The organism is Paenibacillus sp. J31P316 (assembly GCF_056269105.1).
On sequence record NZ_JBWDNI010000001.1, the window covers coordinates 630,168 to 650,389 of the forward strand.

At 53.1% G+C, this 20,222-nt stretch carries 19 protein-coding genes and 1 other annotated feature; of the genes, 5 read left to right on the top strand and 14 right to left on the bottom strand.

The features are described from left to right. Positions 1-30: 30 nt before the first annotated feature. A complete protein-coding gene (locus AC0YNU_RS02645) occupies positions 31-1,236 on the bottom strand; it encodes an amidohydrolase (protein ID WP_475752820.1) in 1,206 nt (401 codons plus the stop codon). A gap of 217 nt (positions 1,237-1,453) precedes the next feature. On the opposite strand from AC0YNU_RS02645, the gene AC0YNU_RS02650 reads away from it, so the two are divergent. Together AC0YNU_RS02650 and ftsW are read left to right on the top strand one after the other, a co-directional pair. Beyond that, the gene (locus AC0YNU_RS02650) at positions 1,454-1,798 is read left to right on the top strand and encodes a YugN family protein (RefSeq protein ID WP_475752823.1); all 345 of its coding nucleotides are present in this window, start codon (positions 1,454-1,456) and stop codon (positions 1,796-1,798) included. Positions 1,799-1,816: 18 nt separating this feature from the next. Further along, positions 1,817-2,998 carry a putative lipid II flippase FtsW gene (gene ftsW / locus AC0YNU_RS02655; RefSeq protein ID WP_475752825.1) on the top strand — a complete coding sequence of 394 codons (1,182 nt, stop codon included), beginning with the start codon at positions 1,817-1,819 and terminating at the stop codon, positions 2,996-2,998. 58 nt (positions 2,999-3,056) lie between these two features. On the opposite strand, the gene AC0YNU_RS02660 is transcribed toward ftsW, so the two are convergent. Together AC0YNU_RS02660 and AC0YNU_RS02665 are read right to left on the bottom strand one after the other, a co-directional pair. Further along, positions 3,057-3,440 carry an Asp23/Gls24 family envelope stress response protein gene (locus AC0YNU_RS02660; RefSeq protein WP_475752827.1) on the bottom strand — a complete coding sequence of 128 codons (384 nt, stop codon included), beginning with the start codon at positions 3,438-3,440 and terminating at the stop codon, positions 3,057-3,059. A 73-nt stretch (positions 3,441-3,513) separates the two neighbouring features. Beyond that, a complete protein-coding gene (locus AC0YNU_RS02665) occupies positions 3,514-5,196 on the bottom strand; it encodes a stalk domain-containing protein (RefSeq protein ID WP_475752829.1) in 1,683 nt (560 codons plus the stop codon). A 109-nt stretch (positions 5,197-5,305) separates the two neighbouring features. Between AC0YNU_RS02665 and cax the strand changes: the two genes are divergently transcribed. Next, positions 5,306-6,367 (top strand): calcium/proton exchanger, encoded by a 1,062-nt coding sequence (gene cax, locus AC0YNU_RS02670; RefSeq protein ID WP_475752831.1) that lies wholly within the window; start codon positions 5,306-5,308, stop codon positions 6,365-6,367. A 146-nt stretch (positions 6,368-6,513) separates the two neighbouring features. Here cax and AC0YNU_RS02675 read toward each other — a convergent pair whose 3' ends face one another. The 5 genes from AC0YNU_RS02675 to AC0YNU_RS02695 form a co-directional block, all read right to left on the bottom strand. Next, positions 6,514-6,795, bottom strand: a complete 282-nt coding sequence (locus tag AC0YNU_RS02675; protein ID WP_161700861.1) for an Fpa/YlaN family protein — start codon at positions 6,793-6,795, stop codon at positions 6,514-6,516. A gap of 143 nt (positions 6,796-6,938) precedes the next feature. Then, positions 6,939-7,178 (bottom strand): HPr family phosphocarrier protein, encoded by a 240-nt coding sequence (locus AC0YNU_RS02680; protein ID WP_475752834.1) that lies wholly within the window; start codon positions 7,176-7,178, stop codon positions 6,939-6,941. 79 nt (positions 7,179-7,257) lie between these two features. Beyond that, positions 7,258-8,373, bottom strand: a complete 1,116-nt coding sequence (locus tag AC0YNU_RS02685) for an aminopeptidase (RefSeq protein ID WP_475752836.1) — start codon at positions 8,371-8,373, stop codon at positions 7,258-7,260. 79 nt (positions 8,374-8,452) lie between these two features. Then, positions 8,453-9,199: a hypothetical protein gene (locus AC0YNU_RS02690; RefSeq protein WP_475752838.1), complete on the bottom strand. Its 747-nt coding sequence runs from the start codon at positions 9,197-9,199 to the stop codon at positions 8,453-8,455. Positions 9,200-9,356: 157 nt separating this feature from the next. Next, the gene (locus AC0YNU_RS02695) at positions 9,357-11,099 is read right to left on the bottom strand and encodes a sensor domain-containing diguanylate cyclase (RefSeq protein ID WP_475752840.1); all 1,743 of its coding nucleotides are present in this window, start codon (positions 11,097-11,099) and stop codon (positions 9,357-9,359) included. A 515-nt stretch (positions 11,100-11,614) separates the two neighbouring features. On the opposite strand from AC0YNU_RS02695, the gene rpsD reads away from it, so the two are divergent. Next, entirely contained in the window at positions 11,615-12,214 is a 600-nt protein-coding gene (rpsD, locus tag AC0YNU_RS02700; protein WP_161700998.1) for a 30S ribosomal protein S4, read from the top strand. Positions 12,215-12,277: 63 nt separating this feature from the next. Here the strand turns inward: rpsD and AC0YNU_RS02705 are convergent, their stop codons facing one another. Beyond that, the gene (locus AC0YNU_RS02705; protein ID WP_475752843.1) at positions 12,278-13,381 is read right to left on the bottom strand and encodes a glycoside hydrolase family 172 protein; all 1,104 of its coding nucleotides are present in this window, start codon (positions 13,379-13,381) and stop codon (positions 12,278-12,280) included. 121 nt (positions 13,382-13,502) lie between these two features. Between AC0YNU_RS02705 and AC0YNU_RS02710 the strand changes: the two genes are divergently transcribed. Next, the gene (locus AC0YNU_RS02710) at positions 13,503-14,378 is read left to right on the top strand and encodes an AraC family transcriptional regulator (RefSeq protein WP_475752845.1); all 876 of its coding nucleotides are present in this window, start codon (positions 13,503-13,505) and stop codon (positions 14,376-14,378) included. Here AC0YNU_RS02710 and AC0YNU_RS02715 read toward each other — a convergent pair. The 5 genes from AC0YNU_RS02715 to tyrS all read right to left on the bottom strand — a co-directional run bounded on the left by AC0YNU_RS02715 (position 14,354) and on the right by tyrS (position 19,778). Then, on the bottom strand, positions 14,354-15,190 hold the full coding sequence (locus tag AC0YNU_RS02715) for a phytanoyl-CoA dioxygenase family protein (protein WP_475752847.1): 837 nt from the start codon (positions 15,188-15,190) through the stop codon (positions 14,354-14,356). The genes AC0YNU_RS02710 and AC0YNU_RS02715 overlap by 25 nt on opposite strands. A 132-nt stretch (positions 15,191-15,322) precedes the next feature. Next, entirely contained in the window at positions 15,323-16,096 is a 774-nt protein-coding gene (locus AC0YNU_RS02720) for a helix-turn-helix domain-containing protein (protein ID WP_475752850.1), read from the bottom strand. A gap of 179 nt (positions 16,097-16,275) precedes the next feature. Continuing rightward, positions 16,276-17,781, bottom strand: coding sequence for a flotillin family protein (locus AC0YNU_RS02725; RefSeq protein WP_475752852.1), 1,506 nt, complete (start codon positions 17,779-17,781; stop codon positions 16,276-16,278). A gap of 25 nt (positions 17,782-17,806) precedes the next feature. Then, complete coding sequence (locus AC0YNU_RS02730; protein WP_475752855.1) at positions 17,807-18,334, bottom strand: NfeD family membrane protein; 528 nt, start codon at positions 18,332-18,334, stop codon at positions 17,807-17,809. A gap of 190 nt (positions 18,335-18,524) precedes the next feature. Further along, positions 18,525-19,778, bottom strand: a complete 1,254-nt coding sequence (tyrS, locus tag AC0YNU_RS02735) for a tyrosine--tRNA ligase (RefSeq protein ID WP_475753941.1) — start codon at positions 19,776-19,778, stop codon at positions 18,525-18,527. A 46-nt stretch (positions 19,779-19,824) separates the two neighbouring features. Next, positions 19,825-20,118 (bottom strand) — a binding site (T-box leader). Positions 20,119-20,222 lie beyond the last annotated feature (104 nt).

A 20,222-nucleotide genomic window follows, 5' to 3' on the forward strand; every position in this document is an offset into this window, starting at 1 on the left:
CGCCTGCACAGTAACTGTTGGCAGCCTACGCTATCTTTCGGTTCGCCCGAACAACGTCTCGGCCGCGAAATCCTCCGCCATTGCCACCATCAGCTTGGCCGATTTCAGCATGGCCCGTTCATCGATATCGAAGCGAGGGTGATGATGCGGGAACGTGGCGCCGCACTCTGGATTTCCCGCTCCGACGAACATGAAGCAGCCCGGCACTTCTCGCAAGTAGTACGTAAAATCTTCGCCCGCCATAATTAGCGTGGACTCCTTCACCGCTTCCGCACCGAACGTATCGGCAGCTACCTTGAAGAAACGTTCCGCTTCATTCACGTCATTCACGACCGTCGGATAGCCGTTACGGTATTCCAGCGAGGCGCTAGCGCCGTACATCGCAGCGGTGTTATTGACCACCAATTCCAGACGCTCCCGCACGAGCGCGCGGACTTCATCGTTGAAGGTGCGTACCGTCCCGGTCATCCGGCAGCGCTCCGCTATCACGTTGGCTGTCGAGCCCGCGTGGAAAGAACCGATCGTGACGACGGACGGATCAAGAGGATTCACGCTGCGGCTGACGATCGATTGCATGGCTTGCACCATTGCGGATCCGACGTAGACCGCGTCGACCGTCTCATGCGGCAGGGCGCCATGTCCGCCTTTGCCTACGATGTCAATGTAGATTTCATCCGGCGCCGCCATGAATGGACCTGGGCGAGTAGCGACAATGCCATATGGAATCGGTGTCCAGAGATGCACGCCGTAGACGGCATCGATGCCAACAAGCGCACCGTCCTTGATCATGCCGATCGCTCCGCCGGGAGACACTTCCTCGGCCGGCTGAAAGAGAAACCGCCGCTCTCCTGCAAATTCATCTCGATTCGACTGATAGCAGGCTGCGATCGCAAGCATGGTCGCCGTATGGGCATCGTGGCCGCATGCGTGCATGACGCCTGGAACCTTCGATATATATGCAGTCGCTTTCTCATCCTGGATCGGCAGCGCATCGATATCGGTCCGCAGGGCGATCGCAGGTCCGGGTTTATGGCCGTGCACGGAAGCGACAAGCCCATAACCGCCGACTCCTTCCCTTACCTCGCAGCCGATTTCGCGCAGTCGATCCGCGATCCAACGGGATGTTTCCTTCTCCTGAAAAGACAGTTCCGGGTGCTGGTGCAGATAGCGGCGCCATGCCACCATATTCGGATAAGCAGTTTGCAGCTGTGCGTCCAATTTCGAATTCAAGTTCACGCTTACAAACCCCCTAGCGTTTCAAGTATCATGTTCTCCTTATTGTAGCAGAAGCGAAATGACGTACGAAAGTTTTTTGCCAATAAAAGAGAACATTTTTCGTAAAGCTGTCACTTTTAGCGTTGCAAGGCGCTTCGCCGGAGGCTTGCACTGCCCCATGAAAACGACTATCATATGAAGAAGAAAACCTGCTCTACAGCTTGAAGGAGGATCATCCATGATTATTGAGAATACGGGCTTGAACGGCATGAGTAGCGAACTCTCGCATCTTGACGAGTCCGCGGAGAAGCTCGGCTTCGTTCGCTGGCAATGGGAATATTACCGCGCAACGTACGATTTGAAGCTGGAAGACCGCACTAACCGCGAAGACTACTACTTGCGCTTCAACGTCCGCGCGATTGAAGGCAAGCTGGAGTCTGCTCATGCCGTGCTGCAAGTGGAATCCGTCTATATCGGACGAGCTACTTTCCCTCATGGCCTTGATTATGAGTCGCCGATTCCGCAGCCGATTCTGAACGCTGCGACGCAGCGCTTGCAAGAACTCAAGAAGCTGCTTGCCTAATCCACGATGGGTCCACAAATGAAACCAAAGACGAACGGCCTGCGCGGCAGGCCGGATTTCTTGCTTCTCGTGCTCACGCTGCTCCTTGTCGGCTTCGGGTTGATCATGGTATTCAGCGCCAGCTCCAATACGGCGGCCATTTCCAAGAGCAACAATTTTGACGCCCTCTATTTTACGAAGCGCCAGCTGGAATTCGCGGTACTCGGCACGATCGGCATGTTCGTGGTGATGAACATCCCCTTTACGGCGTTCAAGAAAGGTTTCATCATCTACTTCATCCCCGTACTGATTATGCTCATCCTCGTTCCGTTTATCGGTAAAAGCCTTAACGGAGCACGAAGCTGGTTCGGCATCGGCTCGCTAGGCATTCAGCCTACGGAATTCGCAAAGCTGGGACTCGTATTATATCTAGGCTCTCTGATTGCCAAGAAAGGCGAGAAATTTCGAGATTTCAAGAAAGGCCTAGTTCCAGTCTTTATCATCATCGCCATCATTTGCGGACTTATCATGCTCCAGCCTGACCTAGGTGCCTGCATCGTTATTGCAGCCGCTTCGTTGATCATCATCGTTGCCGGGGGCGCGAACCTCAAACAGCTGTTCTTGTCCAGCATCATCATCGGCTTCATCGTGACCGCTCTTGTGAGCGCCTCCATGCTGCACGATCCTGACGGCTGGTCCTATCGGATCAATCGCTTCACCGCCTTCATGGATCCTACGTCGGACATGCAGAATACGACGTATCACTTATCCCGCTCGCTGGAAGCGCTTGGACACGGCGGCATCACGGGCGCAGGCTTCGGTCATAGCGTGCAGAAGCTGAAGTATATGCCTTATCCGTACAGCGACTTCATTTTCTCCGTTATCGGCGAAGAATTCGGCTTTATCGGCAGCTTGCTGTTCCTGCTCTTCTATTTGTTCTTCATCTGGCGGGGCATGCTCGTCGCCATTCGATGTCCGGACAATTACGGTACCATCGTCGGCGTAGGCATCGTCGGACTGATCGCCGTACAGGCAATCGTCAACATCGGCGGGGTCACGGGTGCAATGCCTCTGACAGGGGTCACGCTTCCGTTCATCAGCCACGGCGGATCCTCGCTCATCGTCTGCTTGCTCGGGATGGGTATCCTGCTCAGCATCTCACGCGAGTATAACCGGCCGGAGAAAGCGCCGCCTGCAAATCGCTCACGCACGAAATCATAGCATTCAGACATATTCAAAAAGGCATGCCCGCGGGCATGCCTTTTTTGGTGCTTGACGCTTATTTGAGACGTGCCACTTCTTCGGTTGCCGCCTCTTCTTCTTTGAAAGCAACACCTTCGACTTTGATGTTGACTTCCACAACGTGCAGGCCCGTCATATTGGCTACCGTTTCCCGTACGTTCTCTTGCAATTGACGACATACTTCTTGAATCGGAATGCCGTATTTCACGATGATGCGCAGGTCGATCGCCGCCTCAAGCTGACCGACTTCGACCGATACGCCTTTCTGCGCATTCTTGCCGCTGAGTCGTTTCGCAAGACCTTCAGAGATCCCCCCGGACATTGCAGCAATGCCAGGAGTTTCAAGAGCAGCTAAGCCTGCGATTGTGGCGACTACGTCGTCTGAAATACGAATAATGCCGGATTGAAGTTCTTCTGTCATGCCACTCACTCCTCGTTCACCTTATGTTTCCATTGTAATGGAAGCGTACATTTGAAGCAAGGCAATGATGAGCTTAGGTATCGATTTGAACGCTCTTGTCTTCCTCGCTCCACGCAACCTTTAATCCAAAGCTCTGGCTTACGAACCGAAGCGGTACCATGGTACGGCCTTGGACGATTTTTCCGGGAGCATTTAGCGTTACGGTTTGACCATTGACTGCAGCCGTTAGGTCGCCAATTCGATAAATCAATTTCATGTTTCCTCGTGTCGCCGTTATGAACTTGCCTTTTGCATCGTAGGTTACCTTAGCCCCGAGTGCATCAAACAATTCGCGAAACGGCAAGTAGACAGTTCCCCGAACGACCATCGGGTCGGAAGCAAGTTGAAGAGTCTTGCCGTTAATCTGGACGGTGACTGCCTTCGCAGTTGAATCATTCACGATAGGCAAGTTCGACGGTCGGACATTATCTTTCAACGCTAAGATATGGCTGATTATCTCACCGTTATTCGAACCGTCCATATACGCTGTATATATGGTTCCGTCTTCGCCAAGTGCCACGGAAGCGTTGGCATGTGACCAATTCAGTTCGGTTAACGGCTTATACAAGATCCGAAGCGATCCGTCTGCGTTTACCAAGACCAACTGACCGCCCTCTTGCCAGATTAGCAAACGCCCGTAAGCATCGGCCACCACATGCCCGTAAAAAGAGGAAGTTCCATAGGAAGAGGTTTCCTTGCCGAGTGCGTCGAATCCCATGATTTTATTATCGACCGGATAGTACAGCTTGTTGCCGACGACCGCTGCCTCTCCTGCATTCCCTCCCGACCTACTCGCCGGCGCATGCAAGATCGCCCCCTTTGCACCAAGAATATATAGCGCATCTTGACCGACGGCGTATCCCCCTGCGAAAGGAACCGGCGCGACGGATTGCGGTTCAACGCCGTCGAGCTTCGTCTGCCATAAAGCAAACCCTTCTTTGTCGTACGCAAGGAGCGTCGACGAATATACCCTGGCATGCTTATTATCGTTTTGATCGTAATAGAGTTCCGCAAGCGGATCGGACACATCGCCGTCATCTGTTTGAACAGTGCTTGTAACCACCATTGTCCCGTCAAGGGAGAACGCGACCGGCGATAGCTTACCCGCACTGCCGACCTGCTCTTTCCATTGCAATGTTCCTTTTCGGTCAACCGCATATACGTTATGCGTTACATCGGAGGTTAAGTAGATTAGACCGTCCCGAACCGTTGGAACGCCTTTAAGCGTATCGCCAGGAGGAAGGAACGTCCATACAAGCTCGCCCGTTTTGGCATTCAGTGCCTTGAGTTCGCCGTCGGCTATGTAGACATAACTGCCGTTTTCGTCGATTGCGGCGGTTTCCGCAGCATCCGTCACCTTGCGCTGCCAAACGATTTCCCCGTCTAAGGTCAGCGCGTAGAGTACGCCTTCGAATCTGTTGCTAGCTAATAGCTCTCGGCTAATCACGTATATATAACCATGCGATACGACCGGCGTGGAAGCCCTTCCCTCCACGGTCGTTTTCCAAACCTGCTGGATATCCGAATCAGTGGCGGAATTTGCGGCGTACGCTTCTTTCTGGCTCCCATCGAGCATGCCTGTTACGAGCAACCCCAATAGGCAAAATAATAGCATGAAACCGGTGCGTCTTCTTCCTGTCGTCATTTGCCGAAAAACCACCTTATTTGGATAATGTAATATTATCCCAACATAAACGGCTCGCCGAAGTCTTGTCAACCACGTTTGGCATTCAACATAATTGCCAAGTTTACACAACTGACTTTTTCCGCTATAGTGTTAACAGAATTTCCAATTACTAAAATCGTAAATCGAGGTGCCTGGAACATTGAATCAGAAATTGTTTTTCACATTGCTTATCGGGCTGTTTGTTCTAAGCGGCATTAGCCACTATGCCCATTTCGGAACGATTCTGGAGTTTATCATCTCGGCTCTGGCCATTCTCATGGTGGCAGGCTTCCTGGGTAAGGCCACCGAAAGCGTCGCCCATTACGCCGGACAGCGGCTCGGCGGATTCTTGAACGCCACGTTCGGCAACGCAGCCGAGCTGATTATCGCGATCTTCTTGGTTCGCGAAGGTTTGTTCGACATGGTAAAAGCAAGCATCACAGGCTCCATCATCGGCAACCTGCTTCTCGTGCTCGGCGCCAGCGTATTCCTGGGCGGGTTGAAGTTCAAGGAACAGCGGTTCAACGTTCAATTGGCCAGTCATAACTCTTCCTTGATGATTTTGGCCGTCATCGCGCTCGGCATTCCAGCGATCTTCATCTCGACGCAGCATTTCTCCGCGGACAAAGCAAAGCTGCTTAGCTTGACCATTGCCGGCATCTTGATCGTCGCGTACATACTGTGGCTCGTATTCTCCATGATTACTCATAAGGATATCCTCGCGGACGTGGAGGAGACGACGCCAGACCACGGAGAAGAAGCAGCCTGGTCGAAGAGCACGTCGGTCTTGTTCCTCATCCTGGCTACCGTCATGACGGCCTTCGTCAGCGAATGGCTTGTCAGCACGCTGCATACGTTCACGGCCAAATTCGGCTTCTCGGAAGTCTTTATCGGCGCCTTCTTGATCGCCATCGTTGGTAATGCCGCCGAGCACAGTGCAGCCGTCATGCTTGCCATGAAGAACAAAATCGGCGCGGCGGTGGAAATCGCGGTCGGAAGCAGCTTGCAAATCGCGCTGTTCGTCGCGCCCGTGCTTATTCTCGTCAGCACCTTGTTCGGACCTACGATGGATATCGTGTTCACCCCGATCGAGCTTGCCGCCATTGCCGTCTCCGTGTTCATTGCCAAATCGATCTCGAAGGACGGTACGACAAACTGGTACGAAGGCGCGCTGCTCATATTCGTCTACATCATCTTAGGCATTTCGTTCTACTTGGTGTAAGGCGTTAGACAAAACGCGATCCAACAAAGAAGACGCTCCTGCGGGTTCCGCGGGAGCGTCTTCTTGTTAGTAACATTTACGCGCGCAACTACGAACGCAATACCAGCGTAAACGAGCAAAAAAAAAGCAGCTGCACGAGACTGCGGCTACTTCTCCATCGCTTCGTACAGCTGCGCCAAATTGCGTTCCAGCTTATTAATAATATCCTTGCCGATGACCTCGGATACAAGCCCCGCCCGAATCGCAAAATCGATTTCTCTGGAAAAGCCATATATTTGAGTATCCAGCACCTCTTCATAGAGCGGACATTGTCTCGTCGTCAAGTTCTCCATTTGGACTTCGATTAATTTCTCAATTTTATTGGCATCCTCATGAAGGAGGTTGAGCGCTTTTTGATGCATGTGAATAAGAACATCGGATGAAGACATCGTACTCCTCCTTATGCGTAGTGCTGTTCGTCTTATATCCTTTATATTAGACGAAATCAACAGAATGTACAAGGTCAAAACAAATAAGCGCTCCACCGATTATTCGGTGAAGCGCTTTCCTTGTCTCTCGAAGGGAAAAAAACCTATTCCACTACTTGAACATTCAAGCTGTGCTTAGCAAATACTTCGGACATAGCCGCTTTGGCCTCATCCGCATCCGGACCATGGACGTGAAGCTCATAGGAGTGTCCGCCGACCAATGTAGTGAAAAGACCGAGGATGCTTTTGACGTCAATATATTTATTCTCGGCTTGAAGAACGATGGACGACCGGAATTTATTAGCCGTTTGAGAAATATCTACGATTGCCGCATTATTGGACATGGGAATCCCTCCATTATTTAGTGTGTAATCGCTAACTTTACTCATCATAACTCGATTTTTACATTCCTACAAGGGGCTTTTACTTTAAATTTTCCGGATTCAAGCCTTCCAATTCAGGCAGCACGAACAGGCCGTCTTTCCGGATCAGCACATCGTCAAAATAAATTTCGCCGCCGCCGTATTCCGGACGCTGAATGAGCACCAAGTCCCAATGAACCGCGGAACGGTTGCCATTGTCCGTCTCTTCGTAAGCCTGGCCTGGCGTGAAATGCAAGCTTCCCGCAATCTTCTCGTCGAACAAAATATCCTTCATGGGATGCAAAATGTACGGGTTGAAGCCAAGGCTGAATTCGCCGATGTAACGGGCTCCCTCGTCCATGTCGAGAATCTCGTTCAGCTTCTCCGTGTTGTTGCTGGTCGCTTCGACGATCCTTCCATCCTTAAACGTAAACGCGATGTTCTCAAACGTGACGCCGGAATAGACCGAAGGCGAGTTGTACGCAATCGTGCCTTGAACGGTTTCACGGACCGGACAGCTGAATACTTCTCCGTCTGGGATGTTGCGCTCGCCTGCGCATTTGCTCGCCCCGATGCCTTTAATGGAGAACGTCAAATCCGTTCCCGGCGCGACGATGCGCACGCGATCGGTCTTCTTCATCAAAGCTTCCAGCGGATCCATCGCCTTATCCATCTTGGCATAATCCAGGTTGCACACGTCGAAATAGAAATCCTCGAACGCTTCGGTGCTCATATTGGCCAGCTGCGCCATGGAGCTGTTCGGGTAACGCAGTACGACCCACTTCGTATGCTTCACGCGCTGCTCCGAATGAATCGGATGACGGTAATGCTTGTCGTATAGGCTCATCTTGTCGCTTGGCACATCGGCCAGCGAGTTGATGTTGTCGCCCGAACGAATCGCTATGTAGCCTTGCATGGATTCCATTCGTTTCAAGTCGAAGGAAGCCCACAGCTTGATTTGCTCTTCCGTCGCATTCATGAGCATGGTGCGCAGTACCGAGCGGTCGCTCGTTTCCACGAATGGACGGCCGCCGCGCTTGGCCACTTCTTCGACCAGGCATTTCGCCAGTTCACGCTCCGAGCCGATCATATCGATCAGCACATTTTCTCCAGGTTGGACGTTAATGGAATAACCGACCAGGTTTTCCGCAAGTTTCTGCATTCTTGGATCGCGCATCGTATTACCTACCTCCACATCTTGGCTTACTTTAGTATGGTATCATGTTCGGCTGCCGGATGCACGGCGCTGAAGGCGGCTACCACTTACTTCCATCCAATCGTTTGAAGCTGAGACGCATGTTCCTCATCTCCGTCATCGGCTTCCCGTCCGACTTGTAGCGGAACGTGGTCTGTTGGTCGATCGAGAGCGGGAGCAGCTTCTTCCGGTCGATGACGAGCTTGCATGAAGATTGTACCTGCAGCCCGGCAAGCATCGTTTCCAGCTCTTTTCTGGATCGCGCGAGTTCTTCTTGCCACTCTTCTTGAAGCGCTGTCTGAGCGGCCAAGCTTCGCATTTGCGTACTGTGCAAGTTGGCGACAGTCTTGGCGGGCACCTTCTTCTCCAGCATGCCGAATTCACTTCGAAGCCGCTCCGCCCAGCTCGCCGCCGTCCGTTTGGAATCCGCCGTAATGCGCAGCACCGTCTCTTCATCGTTTGATTCCTCAGGCACTAGCTCTGTTATAACGGCCGTCTTCTCGATTTCGCCGAGCAGCTCAAGAGGCGCGAAAGGTGTCGTTGCTTCATTCGGGGCAATGCCTTGAATGGCGATTTGATCATGGTTTTCTACCTTGCCTTGAAAGCCGACAGGCATGCCGGTCGCCTGACTGCCGTATCCGATTCTGGTATCTCCGCTGAACGCGTAGCGGTCTACGCCGGACAACCCCGAGACAGCAAGCGACAGCAGCTCCTGCGAAGAACGGCCTGCGCCATGACTGCATCCTGCGGTAACCAAGAGCAACAGCATACCGCATAGGTTGATCGTTATTCCCGCTTTCATTCTCATTCCACCATCCTCCGATGCATATCATGCTGCTTCTGATAGCGTCTGTTCGATTGTTGTGGTTTATGTACTTTGTGCAAATAAAAAAGCAGCGTGCATTCAAGCACTGCCGCTGCCTTCTGATGAATCTGAGGTTGGATGGTTAAATTGTTTGTGTCGATCAGCCCACGCATATGCGATTCCGGCCATTTTTCTTCGCCTCGTACAAGGCCATGTCCGCTCTGTAAAATAGCGATTCAACGCTGATTTTTTCTTCTTCGAACGACCATTCCGAGATGCCGCAGGATACAGTCACCGCCGGATTCGTCTGGGTCTCCACCGTGCTGCGTATGCGCTCCGCGATGCGGTAAGCTTGTCCGGAGCGGATCTGCGGTAAGTACACCGCCAGCTCTTCTCCGCCCCATCTCGCCGCGATATCGGTATCGCGTATGCAGGATCGGATGGCTTCGCTGACGATGACCAATATGCTGTCGCCGATCAGATGGCCGTACGTATCGTTAACGCGCTTGAAATGATCGATATCCACCAGCACGAGAGAGCCGCAGCGATCCTTCCGCTGGCGGGACTGGATCTGCTCGTTCAGGTAATGCCGCGCATGCAGGCCGGTCAAATTGTCCGTAATGACCATGCGGCGCACTTCGGCATGAAGCGAAGCATTGGAGATCGCAAGACCGATATGCGTCGACAGAAGCTGCAGAAGCTTGTAGTTGTCGTACGAGAAGTAGTTTGGACTTTGATGCGAGACCATAATGACTCCAACGACGCCGGTTCCCGCCATGACAGGCGTGGCGATCAGCGATCTTGATCGTGTCACATCCATCAATTTGGAGTCCACGACCCGCGTGCTCCAATAATCGGATATGATCAAGGGCTCCCGCGTGGCATAGACAATACCGCAGAATCCATACTCTGTCGTGTATGTCTCATTCGCCGCGGCAGGCACGTTGCTCGATACAATTTGAAATTGGCTGCCATCCGTGTTGAGCTGCAATAAATTGCAATAATCCGCCTTGAAAATATGCAGCAGCTCGGACATCGCGAATTCGAATACTTCGTTCAGCCGCAGGGATTGATTCAGCCGCTTCGTCAGCTCGTTGATCAGCTGCAGCTCGCCGATCAGCAGATTGGACTGCTCGAACAACTTGGCGTTCTCGAACGCAGACCCGGCCGTATCGGCCAGCATGACCATGGAGCGAAGCTCGAACTCATCCCATTCTTCTCGCTGCAGCCGCAAGCTTAATACGCCGTATACGGCTTGCTTGCCCTGCATGGGAATGGCCCATTTCATCAGGCCGTCCCCGTCCGCGGCGGAAACCGGGCGACCGGACAGAAACGCGTCCGCATTCAGATCATCGTCCGAATGGCGCAGCTGCAGCGGCTTGACCCTGTTATCGCCATTGACGAAATCTTGCGACAAATATAAATTCACGTCGGCACTCGGATACATATGCTCGATGTCATCCAGCAGCACGCGCAGCACGGAATGGACGTCATTTTGATCGTGCAGTCGCTTGGCGGCCTGAAACAGATAATCTCGTCCGCGCGCTTCTTTATCGCTGAGCTGCTGCCGCTTCATCATGAGCCGGACCGTCATTAAATCGAAGGTATGGTCGTACATCTCAGATAGCGTCTGGGCTGCCGACTGCAGGAGCGGAAGGACGGATTCATCGTTATCCGTCGTCTCCAGCATCAGCCGCGCGATACTCGTTTGCTTGTTCTTGCTGCTATACACTTGCGCTTCGACGGTGTCGATTCCCGTCATCTGAGGCAATGCGACTCCCCATTCGGCCGTGAGCTGGCCTTGGGTATCCAACAGCTTCAACCGATGACGCAGCAATGGAGAAGAGAACGTTAGCGCCTGCGATTGCCATTTATGCCACGCTTCCTTTAATAAGGCTTGCACAGCCTCACCTTTGTCGGCATGGAAATCTCGTTGCTGCAACCAAAGGTCGGGTTGCTGCGCCATTAGCAAATCTAGCGACCAACGGTCGGGATCCGACACATTCATGTCATTGAAACTCATCATACGCAGCATCCCCCCGCACTCGTTCTGCCTAGTTTCGTCATTATTTTCCAAATCTTTCATCTATCCTTAACTATACTGGAAAAGTAGATTGATTGCACTATAATTGAAAGCATCAGATAGGTCTTTAGTTTTAGTTTTTTCATTAGAAGGCATATTCGCCTTTTTGCACATCGTAAAACACGCAATCCGCTTGACATTAGGCTGTGAACTTATATAATATTTATAGTTGAATACATGGGAACGGTTTTGTGTCACCCTCAAGAGACTGTCGCTAACTGGACTGCGGCTGAACATTCCAGATAGGCTTTCGTTGCACGGCAGCGAAGCGGAGACAGCACTCGGCGAAACACCCATTTTCAAACATTCCATTTGAAGAAGGAGTTTTACGACACATGTCAAGATATACAGGTCCTAAGTTCAAACTATCCCGCCGCCTCGGCATCTCCCTTAGCGGTACAGGCAAAGAATTGAAACGCGCATTCCCTCCAGGTCAACACGGCCCGGGTCAACGCAAAAAAATGAGCGGCTACGGCATTCAATTGCAAGAGAAACAAAAGCTTCGTCACATGTACGGCGTGAACGAGAAACAATTCCGCAACTTGTTCGACAAAGCTTCGAAACTTAAAGGTATCGCCGGTGAAAACTTCATGGCCCTCCTCGAGAGCCGTTTGGACAACCTGGTTTACCGTCTTGGTTTCGCACACTCCCGTGCAGGCGCGCGTCAACTCGTATCCCATGGTCATGTTACGGTTAACGGCAAGAAAGTCGACATCGCTTCGTACACGGTTTCCGTTGGCGACGTGATCGGTCTTCGCGAGCGCAGCCGTTCGATGAAATCCATCAAAGAAGCTGTTGAAGGCCGCAACTACCTTCCAAACTACCTGGAATACAACGATGCTTCTTTCGAAGGCAAATACGTTCGTCTTCCAGAACGCGCTGAGCTTCCACAAGAGATCGACGAGAAACAAATCGTCGAGTTCTACAGCCGTTAATAAGCAAGAGGTCCAAAGCAGCTGCTTTGGACCTCTCTTTTTTTTGTCTTGTTCATGCTGCTTTTATCTCGGCCATCTCCGATTCGCGGGCGGCAGCACGGGAAACGAAGCATGAGGCTCCAACTGGTACCAGTAGGCAACGGAAGAAACGTCGTCCGCGCGCTCGAACAGCTTGGTATGGTCATGACCGATTTGTTGAATCGTGACGCGCAGATCTCGTTCGAATCGAATCGGGTCGGGCAAATGCCACCGGTACATGCCGTGCATCGGAACATTGTGTCCGTACCAGGCGTCGATTTCGGTCGTTTCCTTATAGAAATGATAGCCCAGGTAAGGCGTCGAATAGGATTCCGGTTCATTCGTCTTCATGTTGTTGAAACACCAAGCTCCGCCAACGTAATCCTCCGTACCGGTACCGCAAATCGTCGGCCATTCCTCGTCGCCGTCCATATAAAACTTGATTTCCCCTTCACCCCACCAATTCCGCTCCAATGCCGCCCATGCGAGGTACGTGCCGATATATTGTCCGGCTCCTTTGACATTGTCCAAGATGGTAAAGTCCTTGCCTCGTTCGGTGACGCTTTCGTGCCGCCACTGCGCATGGAAATACGCCGCGTTCTCAGGCAGCTCGTCCACGAGCGTATAGTTGAACGTGTAGAAGAAGCCTTCAATATCGACCGCATGCTGATTTTCGATCGTGATCTTGGCGGATTGCCGGAACGGCATCGGGATATAGCAGTTCATCCCGCCCGTCGGCACGACGCAGATGGGAAGCGAATTGACATTCGTGCGCACGCCAAAACCGTTGCAGAAGAAATCGCCCAGCGGAACTTCGACTGAGGGCGCCTCTTCATCGTCCCAGTACATGCGTAATACCAGATCGCGCAGCACGAATTGGCCGGCATGCCCTTTGCCCGTCTTATCCGTTACGGTAATCCAGAAATGCTGCATGATGCCCGTCCCTTGTATGGACGCGAGCGTAACTTCCATGCCTTGAGGCAGCGTGATCGCAGGTCTGCCCTTTCTCCCCGTGCCGAGATTGCTTGCTTCCTTGCCGCCCTGGCCCTTCTCGCCGTTCGGATTCTCCGCCGAAATCGACCGTGTCCGAGCTTTCGTAACAAGCGGCGCGGTAGAGAGTCCTAATCCGAGACCGTGATTTTGCAACATGATGATCCTCACCTCGTGTATCAGATATTGTGCTTTGACGAGCCTATTATATAATGAATAGGGGGAGAATCCGTTACCTTGTATTGTTGATTTATTTATCAATTATTGCTGAGGTGTTAAAATGCAAATCGAGCAACTATCGCCCTATATTCGGGTAGCGATCGACAGCATATTGGAAGCGACATGGAGAATCGATGAGCGGGTCATCTGGGACTACGAGCTGCTGTACCTCATGGAAGGCCAGCTGCTGGTAACGGTGGAGGGCGAGGCTTATACGGGGAGCGCGGGAGATTATTTCTTCTTCAAACCGGGTCAGCGGCATACGATCGAAGTGATCGGAGGCGCTCGGGTACGCCAGCCCCATGTCCATTTCGATTTGACCGCCCTACCCGACAGTCAGGAGGTTGGCGTATCGTTCAAGACGCTGGAGCAGATGAATGCTAAAGAACGAGGCTGGCTGCGAACGAATGAGCTGGAAGCCGCGCCGTATGACGTCCCTTCCCATTTTCGGCCGAACAGCCCGCATCCGCTTGAGCAGACGCTCCTCGAGCTGATTCGCGAATTCGAGACCAAACCGCCCTTCTACGAGCTTCGCTTGAAAAGCTTACTGCTTGAGCTCCTGTCCCGCATCATGCGGGAACGATACTGGGAGAGCAAAATCAACAGCGGCGGACAGCTCGAGCTGCTTACCGAGATCCGCTCTTTCATCGAACACAACGCGCATCGCAGCGTGAATTTGGCCGAGCTTGCAGACCGATTCCACATCAGCAAATTTTATTTGATCCATTTATTCAAGGATGTGTTCCAACGGACACCGATCCAATACCATCAACAGATCCGCATGGAGAAAGCCAAAGCCATGATTCAATATACGTACCTGCCGATGCAGGAGATCGCCGAACAACTCGGTTATTCGACGATCCATGCCTTCAGCCGCGCATTCAAATCGCATGAGGGCTGCAGCCCGTCCGGTTATCGCAAAACCATCTCCGGCTGATGCTCCTTGAGCCATGCCCGGAGCGGCACATCGTCATCCGTCGGCGTATAATGGCCGTTGCAATTCACGCCTGCGCCGAGCATTTGGCGGCGGATGGGATCGGAACGCTCCCATAAATGCTGCACGGTCATATCGTCCTTCGTGCGAATCCAGCGATAGCCGTAACCGTAAAACAGCACCTTGCGCGTCATGTCCGACCAGTTCGGCGTTCCCGCATGCCAGAGGCGCCGATCGAAGAAGACAGCCGCCCCCGGCTTTACGCGAACGGGTATAGCGCCTTCCGGCTGGCCCTGGCGGTCTTCCGGAAGGGCCATATTATCCATTAAGTGGCTTCCGGGAACGATCCAGAAATTGCCGCGGTCCGCTTCGGATACGTCGGACAAGAAATACGCGACTTTCAATGACAATCGTGGACGCGGATGCGTCTCGATCTCGATGTTGACGCGGCCGCTGTCCTGATGCCAGCCGAACGTCGCATCGTTCTTCGCCTGCCCGGACGGCGGCGTAGCGATCATATGGGCGTGATACAGGTAGATGTTCCATCCCAGCAGCCCCCATACCTTCGGCAGCACCTTCTCATAGTCGACAAGATCGAGAAACGCATCATGATCGGGGATGAAATTTGGATAAAACAGCGCCGTCTTCGGATCATGGCCGCCTTCAACCTTGCCATCGTAAATGCGATCGAATTGCTCCGTCAGAGCTGCGACCTGCTCCGCCGACAATGCATCCTCAATAATCAAATAGCCGGTTTCGTTAAACGTCCTGCGCTCTTCTTCCGTCAACGCGTACTTCAAACTTGATGGATTCATCGCTTGTTCGCCTCCGTATGTTTCATGCGCTACCTGTCTCTATCATAAGAGTAAATGCGCGCGGATTCGATTAACGATACGGTTATCTTTTGTACGATTCAACGATTTACTTGGTAGCGCTATCATCTTCGTTCAATCGGATCGTCCCTTCAGGAACGCCGTCGGCGAGCAGCCCGTCAGCTTCTTGAACACCCGGTTGAAATACGCTTGATCGCAAAAGCCGGTTTCTTCCGCGATCTGGCTGATCGGCATCATTTTATCGAACATCAGCTCTTTGGCTTTCGTAATTCGGACATGATGCAAGTATTCGATCGGCGTCAGGCCCGTTACCGATTTGAACGCATGAGAAATATGGTTCGGCGTCCGTTCCGTGAAGGCAGCCAATTCATGGAGCGTCACCGGCTCCCGATAGTGGTCCAGCATATATTGCTTGATATCTTCGGCCATATCGATCTTCTTGGCAGGGAGCTTCCACTTGTCCCGCTCGTAATTGATGATGCCGAGCAGCTCCAGCAGGACGGCGTAGCAGGTCGTTTCCGAGTATGGCCCGCTCATTAGCCAATGATGCTTCAGAAGCAGAAATCGCTGCTTGAAATATTCGAAGCCGCTGATCGCCGCCTTGCAGTAGTGATTGCCGCTAAGAAGGGGCAGCAGCGCGCGATCGTGGTCCTCGATCGTAAAGTGCGTCGCGTACCGCTGATGGTCTTCCGCGGCTAGACCACCGCGGATCGAGCCGGACGGTATAAAGATCGCTTCGCCCTTTTGCAGGTAGACGGTTTCGTCGTTGATCCAATAGACGATTTTCCCTTTCGTCGCGACGAGCAGGATATGATATTGCGTGACGTCCTTCGCCATTTCCCATTTGCCGTGAAAATCTTTCACATAACAGGTATGCAGCTTGATCATTGCCTGCTCCCTTCTACATCTTATTTGTCTTGCTGCTACAATTCGGCGTTTGCCTCTGCGTTCCCTGTCACCGTAGAAAAGGAAAGAAGCTGACTTCAGGCAAATGCCGAAGCCAGCTTGAATGAATGAATGAATGAAAAGATGAATGACTAAAAGATGAATGGATGAATGGAAGAATATTAAGCGATATCGCCTTTTACCGCTTCAACAGGAATTGCCGCGCCTGCGGGAGAAGGCGAATTCTTCGAAGTCAGTCCCCTGACGAGGGCATTCAAATCGATGCCGGAGACGCTCTTGAGCATTTCCGGGGCTGTCGCCATCAAAGAAGTCACATAATTGCTTACGCGGGCAGCGCCTTCGCCATGACCGGTGTCGACGACGGTCAGCTTATCGATCGCGCTGATCGGATCCGCGATTTTGCCGGCCAGTTCCGGCAGCATCTTCACGATAATATCTAGCACGGCCGCCTCGCCGAACAATTCGAAGGCATGAGCCAGCTTCTCTTTGGCCTCCGCCTCTGCTAGGCCTCGAAGCCGGATGACGTCCGCTTCCGCCGTTCCCTTCGCACGCTCGGCTTCCGCGATCGCGAGGCCGTCCAAACGCTTCTGCGCCGCGTTCGCTTTTGCTTCCGCTTCGATCTGGTACTGCGCCGCATCCGCCTCGCGCATTCTCTTCGACTTATCCGCTTCTGCCGCTTGTTCGACGGCATACCGGTCGGCGTCCGCCTTCTTCTTCACCTCGGCGTCGTACTGCTTCTCGCGACGCAGAATTTCCTTGCCTTCCAGATCGATTTCGCGCTCTTTCCGGACCAGCTCGACCTGCATCTGCTCCTCCACGACGAGCTGCTTCGCCTTTGCTTCCTGAATGGCGTAGGCTTGATCCGCCTCTGCCTTGGCGGAATCCTGTTCCTTCTTGAACGAAGCAACCTTCAGCTCTTTGGCCTTCGACGCTTCCGCAATATTCGTATCGCGCAGCAGCTCCGCCTTCAAGCCTTCTTCTTCCGCGCGCGCCTTCTGAATCCGGGAATCTCTGACCGCTTCCGCTTCGGCGATGTCGGCATCCCGTTTGACGGCTGCGATGCGCGGTTTGCCGAGCGCCTCCAGATAACCGTGCTTATCGCGTAGATCCTTGATCGTAAAGGAAACGATCTGCAGCCCCATCTTCTTCAAGTCCCGTGCCGCGACGCCTTGCACTTCCTGCGCGAATTTGTCGCGGTTCCGATAAACTTCCTCCACGGTCATGGAGCCAAGAATGGCGCGCAAATGTCCTTCCAGCACTTCCTGGGCCTCGCTCTTCAGCGCATCCGTCGGCTTGCCGAGAAACTGCTCGGCCGCAGTCGCAATATCCTCGACCGACCCGCCGATTTTGATGATCGCGACGCCATCGCAAATAACTGGAACGCCTTGCTCCGTATATACTTCGGGCGTGGATACGTCGAGCTTATGGGACAGCAGCGACAAGAAGTCGGCTTTTTGGAAAATCGGCAGAATGAACGCGCCTCCGCCGCGCACGATTTTGTTTTTGCGTCCGGATTCGTCGGCGGCTACGTTGCGGCTTCCTAGAAAAGAACCCGTCACGATCATCGCCTTGTCCGGACCTACCGTCCGGTACCTGGCCCAGAAGGCCAGGCCAAGCAAGATTAATACGCCGACAACAGCCGCGGGTATGATTAAATAATCAGCCATGTAATCGTTCCTCTCTCATGCGAAATTATAGCTCCAGCTTGGATACGAGGAGCGTGTGCGCTTCAACCCTGATCACGACGATACGCGTGCCGGATGGGATCTCCATGCCGTCGAAGCTGGCGGCGATGTGATTCGTCAGGCCGACGCCGACCTTCACCGTCACTTCGCCGAAGCCCGCGGCCGGAATAGGTACGATGACGTCGCCGATCATGCCGTTCAGTTCGTTCATCGAATATCCCGTCGATTGCTCGCTCCGTTCCATCGGACGGATGTACAGCAAATACATACCGATGGCTCCTATTACAGCAAGCAGAACTGCAATCACGGTATTCATAATCGTGCCCAAACCGCTGTGATGCTCGAGAAGAAGTCCGGCTCCGCCGAATACGGTAATGCCGCCGACGATGGCGGTCGGCTTGAGAACCGGTATGCCATCCAGCGATAAGAAATCGAGCATGCCGTCAAGCGCGAGACTGAGCCAGTCGCCGAGAACGACACTGACGACGGCAAAGAATATACCGCCGAATAAACAGCCTAGAAATACCCCCTCCATGCCCTCCCTCCGTTTCTCAAATTCCATATTTTATCATTTCATCCGGTATTTATTACGCTGCATTTCATGAGAAGTTTCGCTTGGGCTGATGGAAGCTTTGCGTGGATGTCGAATAAAGGGGTTCTATGGCACATTAAAAAAAGCTTACCCTGCGAATACATCCGCACGATAAGCTTATTGTTAACGACTGTTATTGAAGAACCAATTTCACGAATTTACGCTTGCCGACCTGGATAATATCTCCATCGGAAGGCGTGATGTCCGCTGACCAATCCTCGATTTTCTGTTCGTTGATTCGTACCGCTCCCTGCTGGACGCTGCGCTTTGCTTCGCTGCTCGAAGCCTGCAGGCCGAGCGTCGTCAGCAGCTTCAGTATTCCGATGCGGCCTTCCTCCAGCTCTCCGGCGGCCAGTACGGTTTCTTGAATGTCGTCAGGAAGCGCGCGCTTTTGGAAAACGGTAATGAAATGCTCCGCCGCCGCAGCCGCAGCTTCTTCGCCATGGTACATGCGAACGAAAGTGCGGGCAAGCGCCATCTTGGCGTCACGCGGATGCTTGCTGCCGTTCGTGATGCCTTCCCTCAGCTGCAGCAGCTCCTCATAGCCGATATCCGTCGCTAGCTCGTAGTATTTCAGCATGAGCTCATCCGGAATCGACATCGACTTGCCGTAAATTTGGTTCGGTTCTTCGTCGATGCCGATGTAGTTGCCCAAGCTCTTGCTCATCTTGTTCACGCCGTCCAAGCCTTCGATGAGCGGCGTCATGATCGCGGCCTGCGGCTCTTTGCCGTACTCCTTCTGGAGCGTGCGGCCCATAAGCAGATTGAATTTTTGGTCCGTGCCGCCGAGCTCTACGTCGCTCTCCAGCGCCACGGAATCGTAGCCCTGCATGAGCGGGTAGAAAAACTCATGGATACTGATCGGCAGACCGGACTGGTAGCGCTTCGTGAAATCGTCCCGTTCCAGCATCCGCGCGACCGTCACTTTGGCCGACAGCGTCACGACGTCCGCGAAGCTCATCGGACCCAGCCATTCGGAATTGTAGTAAACCGTCGTTTTGGCCGGATCAAGCAGCTTGTAAATTTGCTTCTGATACGTCTCCGCGTTCCGCTTCACGTCTTCTTCGCTCAGCTGTTTGCGCGTCTCGGACTTGCCAGTCGGATCGCCGATCCGTCCCGTAAAGTCGCCGATGATCAGCTGCACGTCATGGCCCAGCTGCTGGAACTGCCTCAGCTTGTGAAGCACGACCGTATGGCCGATATGAATGTCTGGCGCCGAAGGATCAAGGCCAAGCTTCACTTTAAGCGGCTTGCCCGTCGCAACGGCGTTCGCGATCTTCGCCTTCATGTCGTCCTCAGGCACGATCTCGACGACGCCTCGACGAATCACATCCATCTGGCGTTCCACTTCCTGCTGCTGTGCCGGCGTCAATTGTTCCCATTTCACCATCTCGGTATCACTCCCTCGCGAAATAAAAAAAATCCTTCTGTCCTCAAGGGACGAGAAGGATTTGCTCGCGGTACCACCCTCGTTAGCGCCGCCGGACTCCCTCGCAGCAAGCTGCGCGAAGAGCACCGTGAAACGGCCCTCACTTCATTTCATAACGGATATCATCCGGATGCAGACTACTAGGCGTACGCTTCCATGCTTACATAAGCGGGAACCGCGCGTTCATCCGATCAACTCAAGGCGGTAATTCGAATGTCGGCGCGTACCGGTTCGCACCTGCCACCGGCTCTCTGGAATCGCGGCCCGCCAATCTACTGGAGCCTGTCAACGTGTTTTGATATGCACTTTTCTTGTTACCCTTTATACCATAGGGGAATTAGCAAGTCAACGGGCATGCGCTGCATCTCCCGCATCATGCGGCATTTTGGCGAATAACGGTCA

Excerpts from the sequence above, each read along its gene's own strand:
- AC0YNU_RS02650 (WP_475752823.1), top strand. The coding sequence starts at position 1,454 with ATGATTATTGAGAATACGGGCTTGAACGGCATGAGTAGCGAACTCTCG.
- ftsW (WP_475752825.1), top strand. The coding sequence starts at position 1,817 with ATGAAACCAAAGACGAACGGCCTGCGCGGCAGGCCGGATTTCTTGCTT.
- AC0YNU_RS02660 (WP_475752827.1), bottom strand. The coding sequence starts at position 3,440 with ATGACAGAAGAACTTCAATCCGGCATTATTCGTATTTCAGACGACGTA.
- AC0YNU_RS02675 (WP_161700861.1), bottom strand. The coding sequence starts at position 6,795 with ATGTCTTCATCCGATGTTCTTATTCACATGCATCAAAAAGCGCTCAAC.
- AC0YNU_RS02680 (WP_475752834.1), bottom strand. The coding sequence starts at position 7,178 with ATGTCCAATAATGCGGCAATCGTAGATATTTCTCAAACGGCTAATAAA.
- AC0YNU_RS02685 (WP_475752836.1), bottom strand. The coding sequence starts at position 8,373 with ATGCGCGATCCAAGAATGCAGAAACTTGCGGAAAACCTGGTCGGTTAT.
- AC0YNU_RS02690 (WP_475752838.1), bottom strand. The coding sequence starts at position 9,199 with ATGAGAATGAAAGCGGGAATAACGATCAACCTATGCGGTATGCTGTTG.
- rpsD (WP_161700998.1), top strand. The coding sequence starts at position 11,615 with ATGTCAAGATATACAGGTCCTAAGTTCAAACTATCCCGCCGCCTCGGC.
- AC0YNU_RS02705 (WP_475752843.1), bottom strand. The coding sequence starts at position 13,381 with ATGTTGCAAAATCACGGTCTCGGATTAGGACTCTCTACCGCGCCGCTT.
- AC0YNU_RS02710 (WP_475752845.1), top strand. The coding sequence starts at position 13,503 with ATGCAAATCGAGCAACTATCGCCCTATATTCGGGTAGCGATCGACAGC.
- AC0YNU_RS02715 (WP_475752847.1), bottom strand. The coding sequence starts at position 15,190 with ATGAATCCATCAAGTTTGAAGTACGCGTTGACGGAAGAAGAGCGCAGG.
- AC0YNU_RS02720 (WP_475752850.1), bottom strand. The coding sequence starts at position 16,096 with ATGATCAAGCTGCATACCTGTTATGTGAAAGATTTTCACGGCAAATGG.
- AC0YNU_RS02725 (WP_475752852.1), bottom strand. The coding sequence starts at position 17,781 with ATGGCTGATTATTTAATCATACCCGCGGCTGTTGTCGGCGTATTAATC.
- AC0YNU_RS02730 (WP_475752855.1), bottom strand. The coding sequence starts at position 18,334 with ATGGAGGGGGTATTTCTAGGCTGTTTATTCGGCGGTATATTCTTTGCC.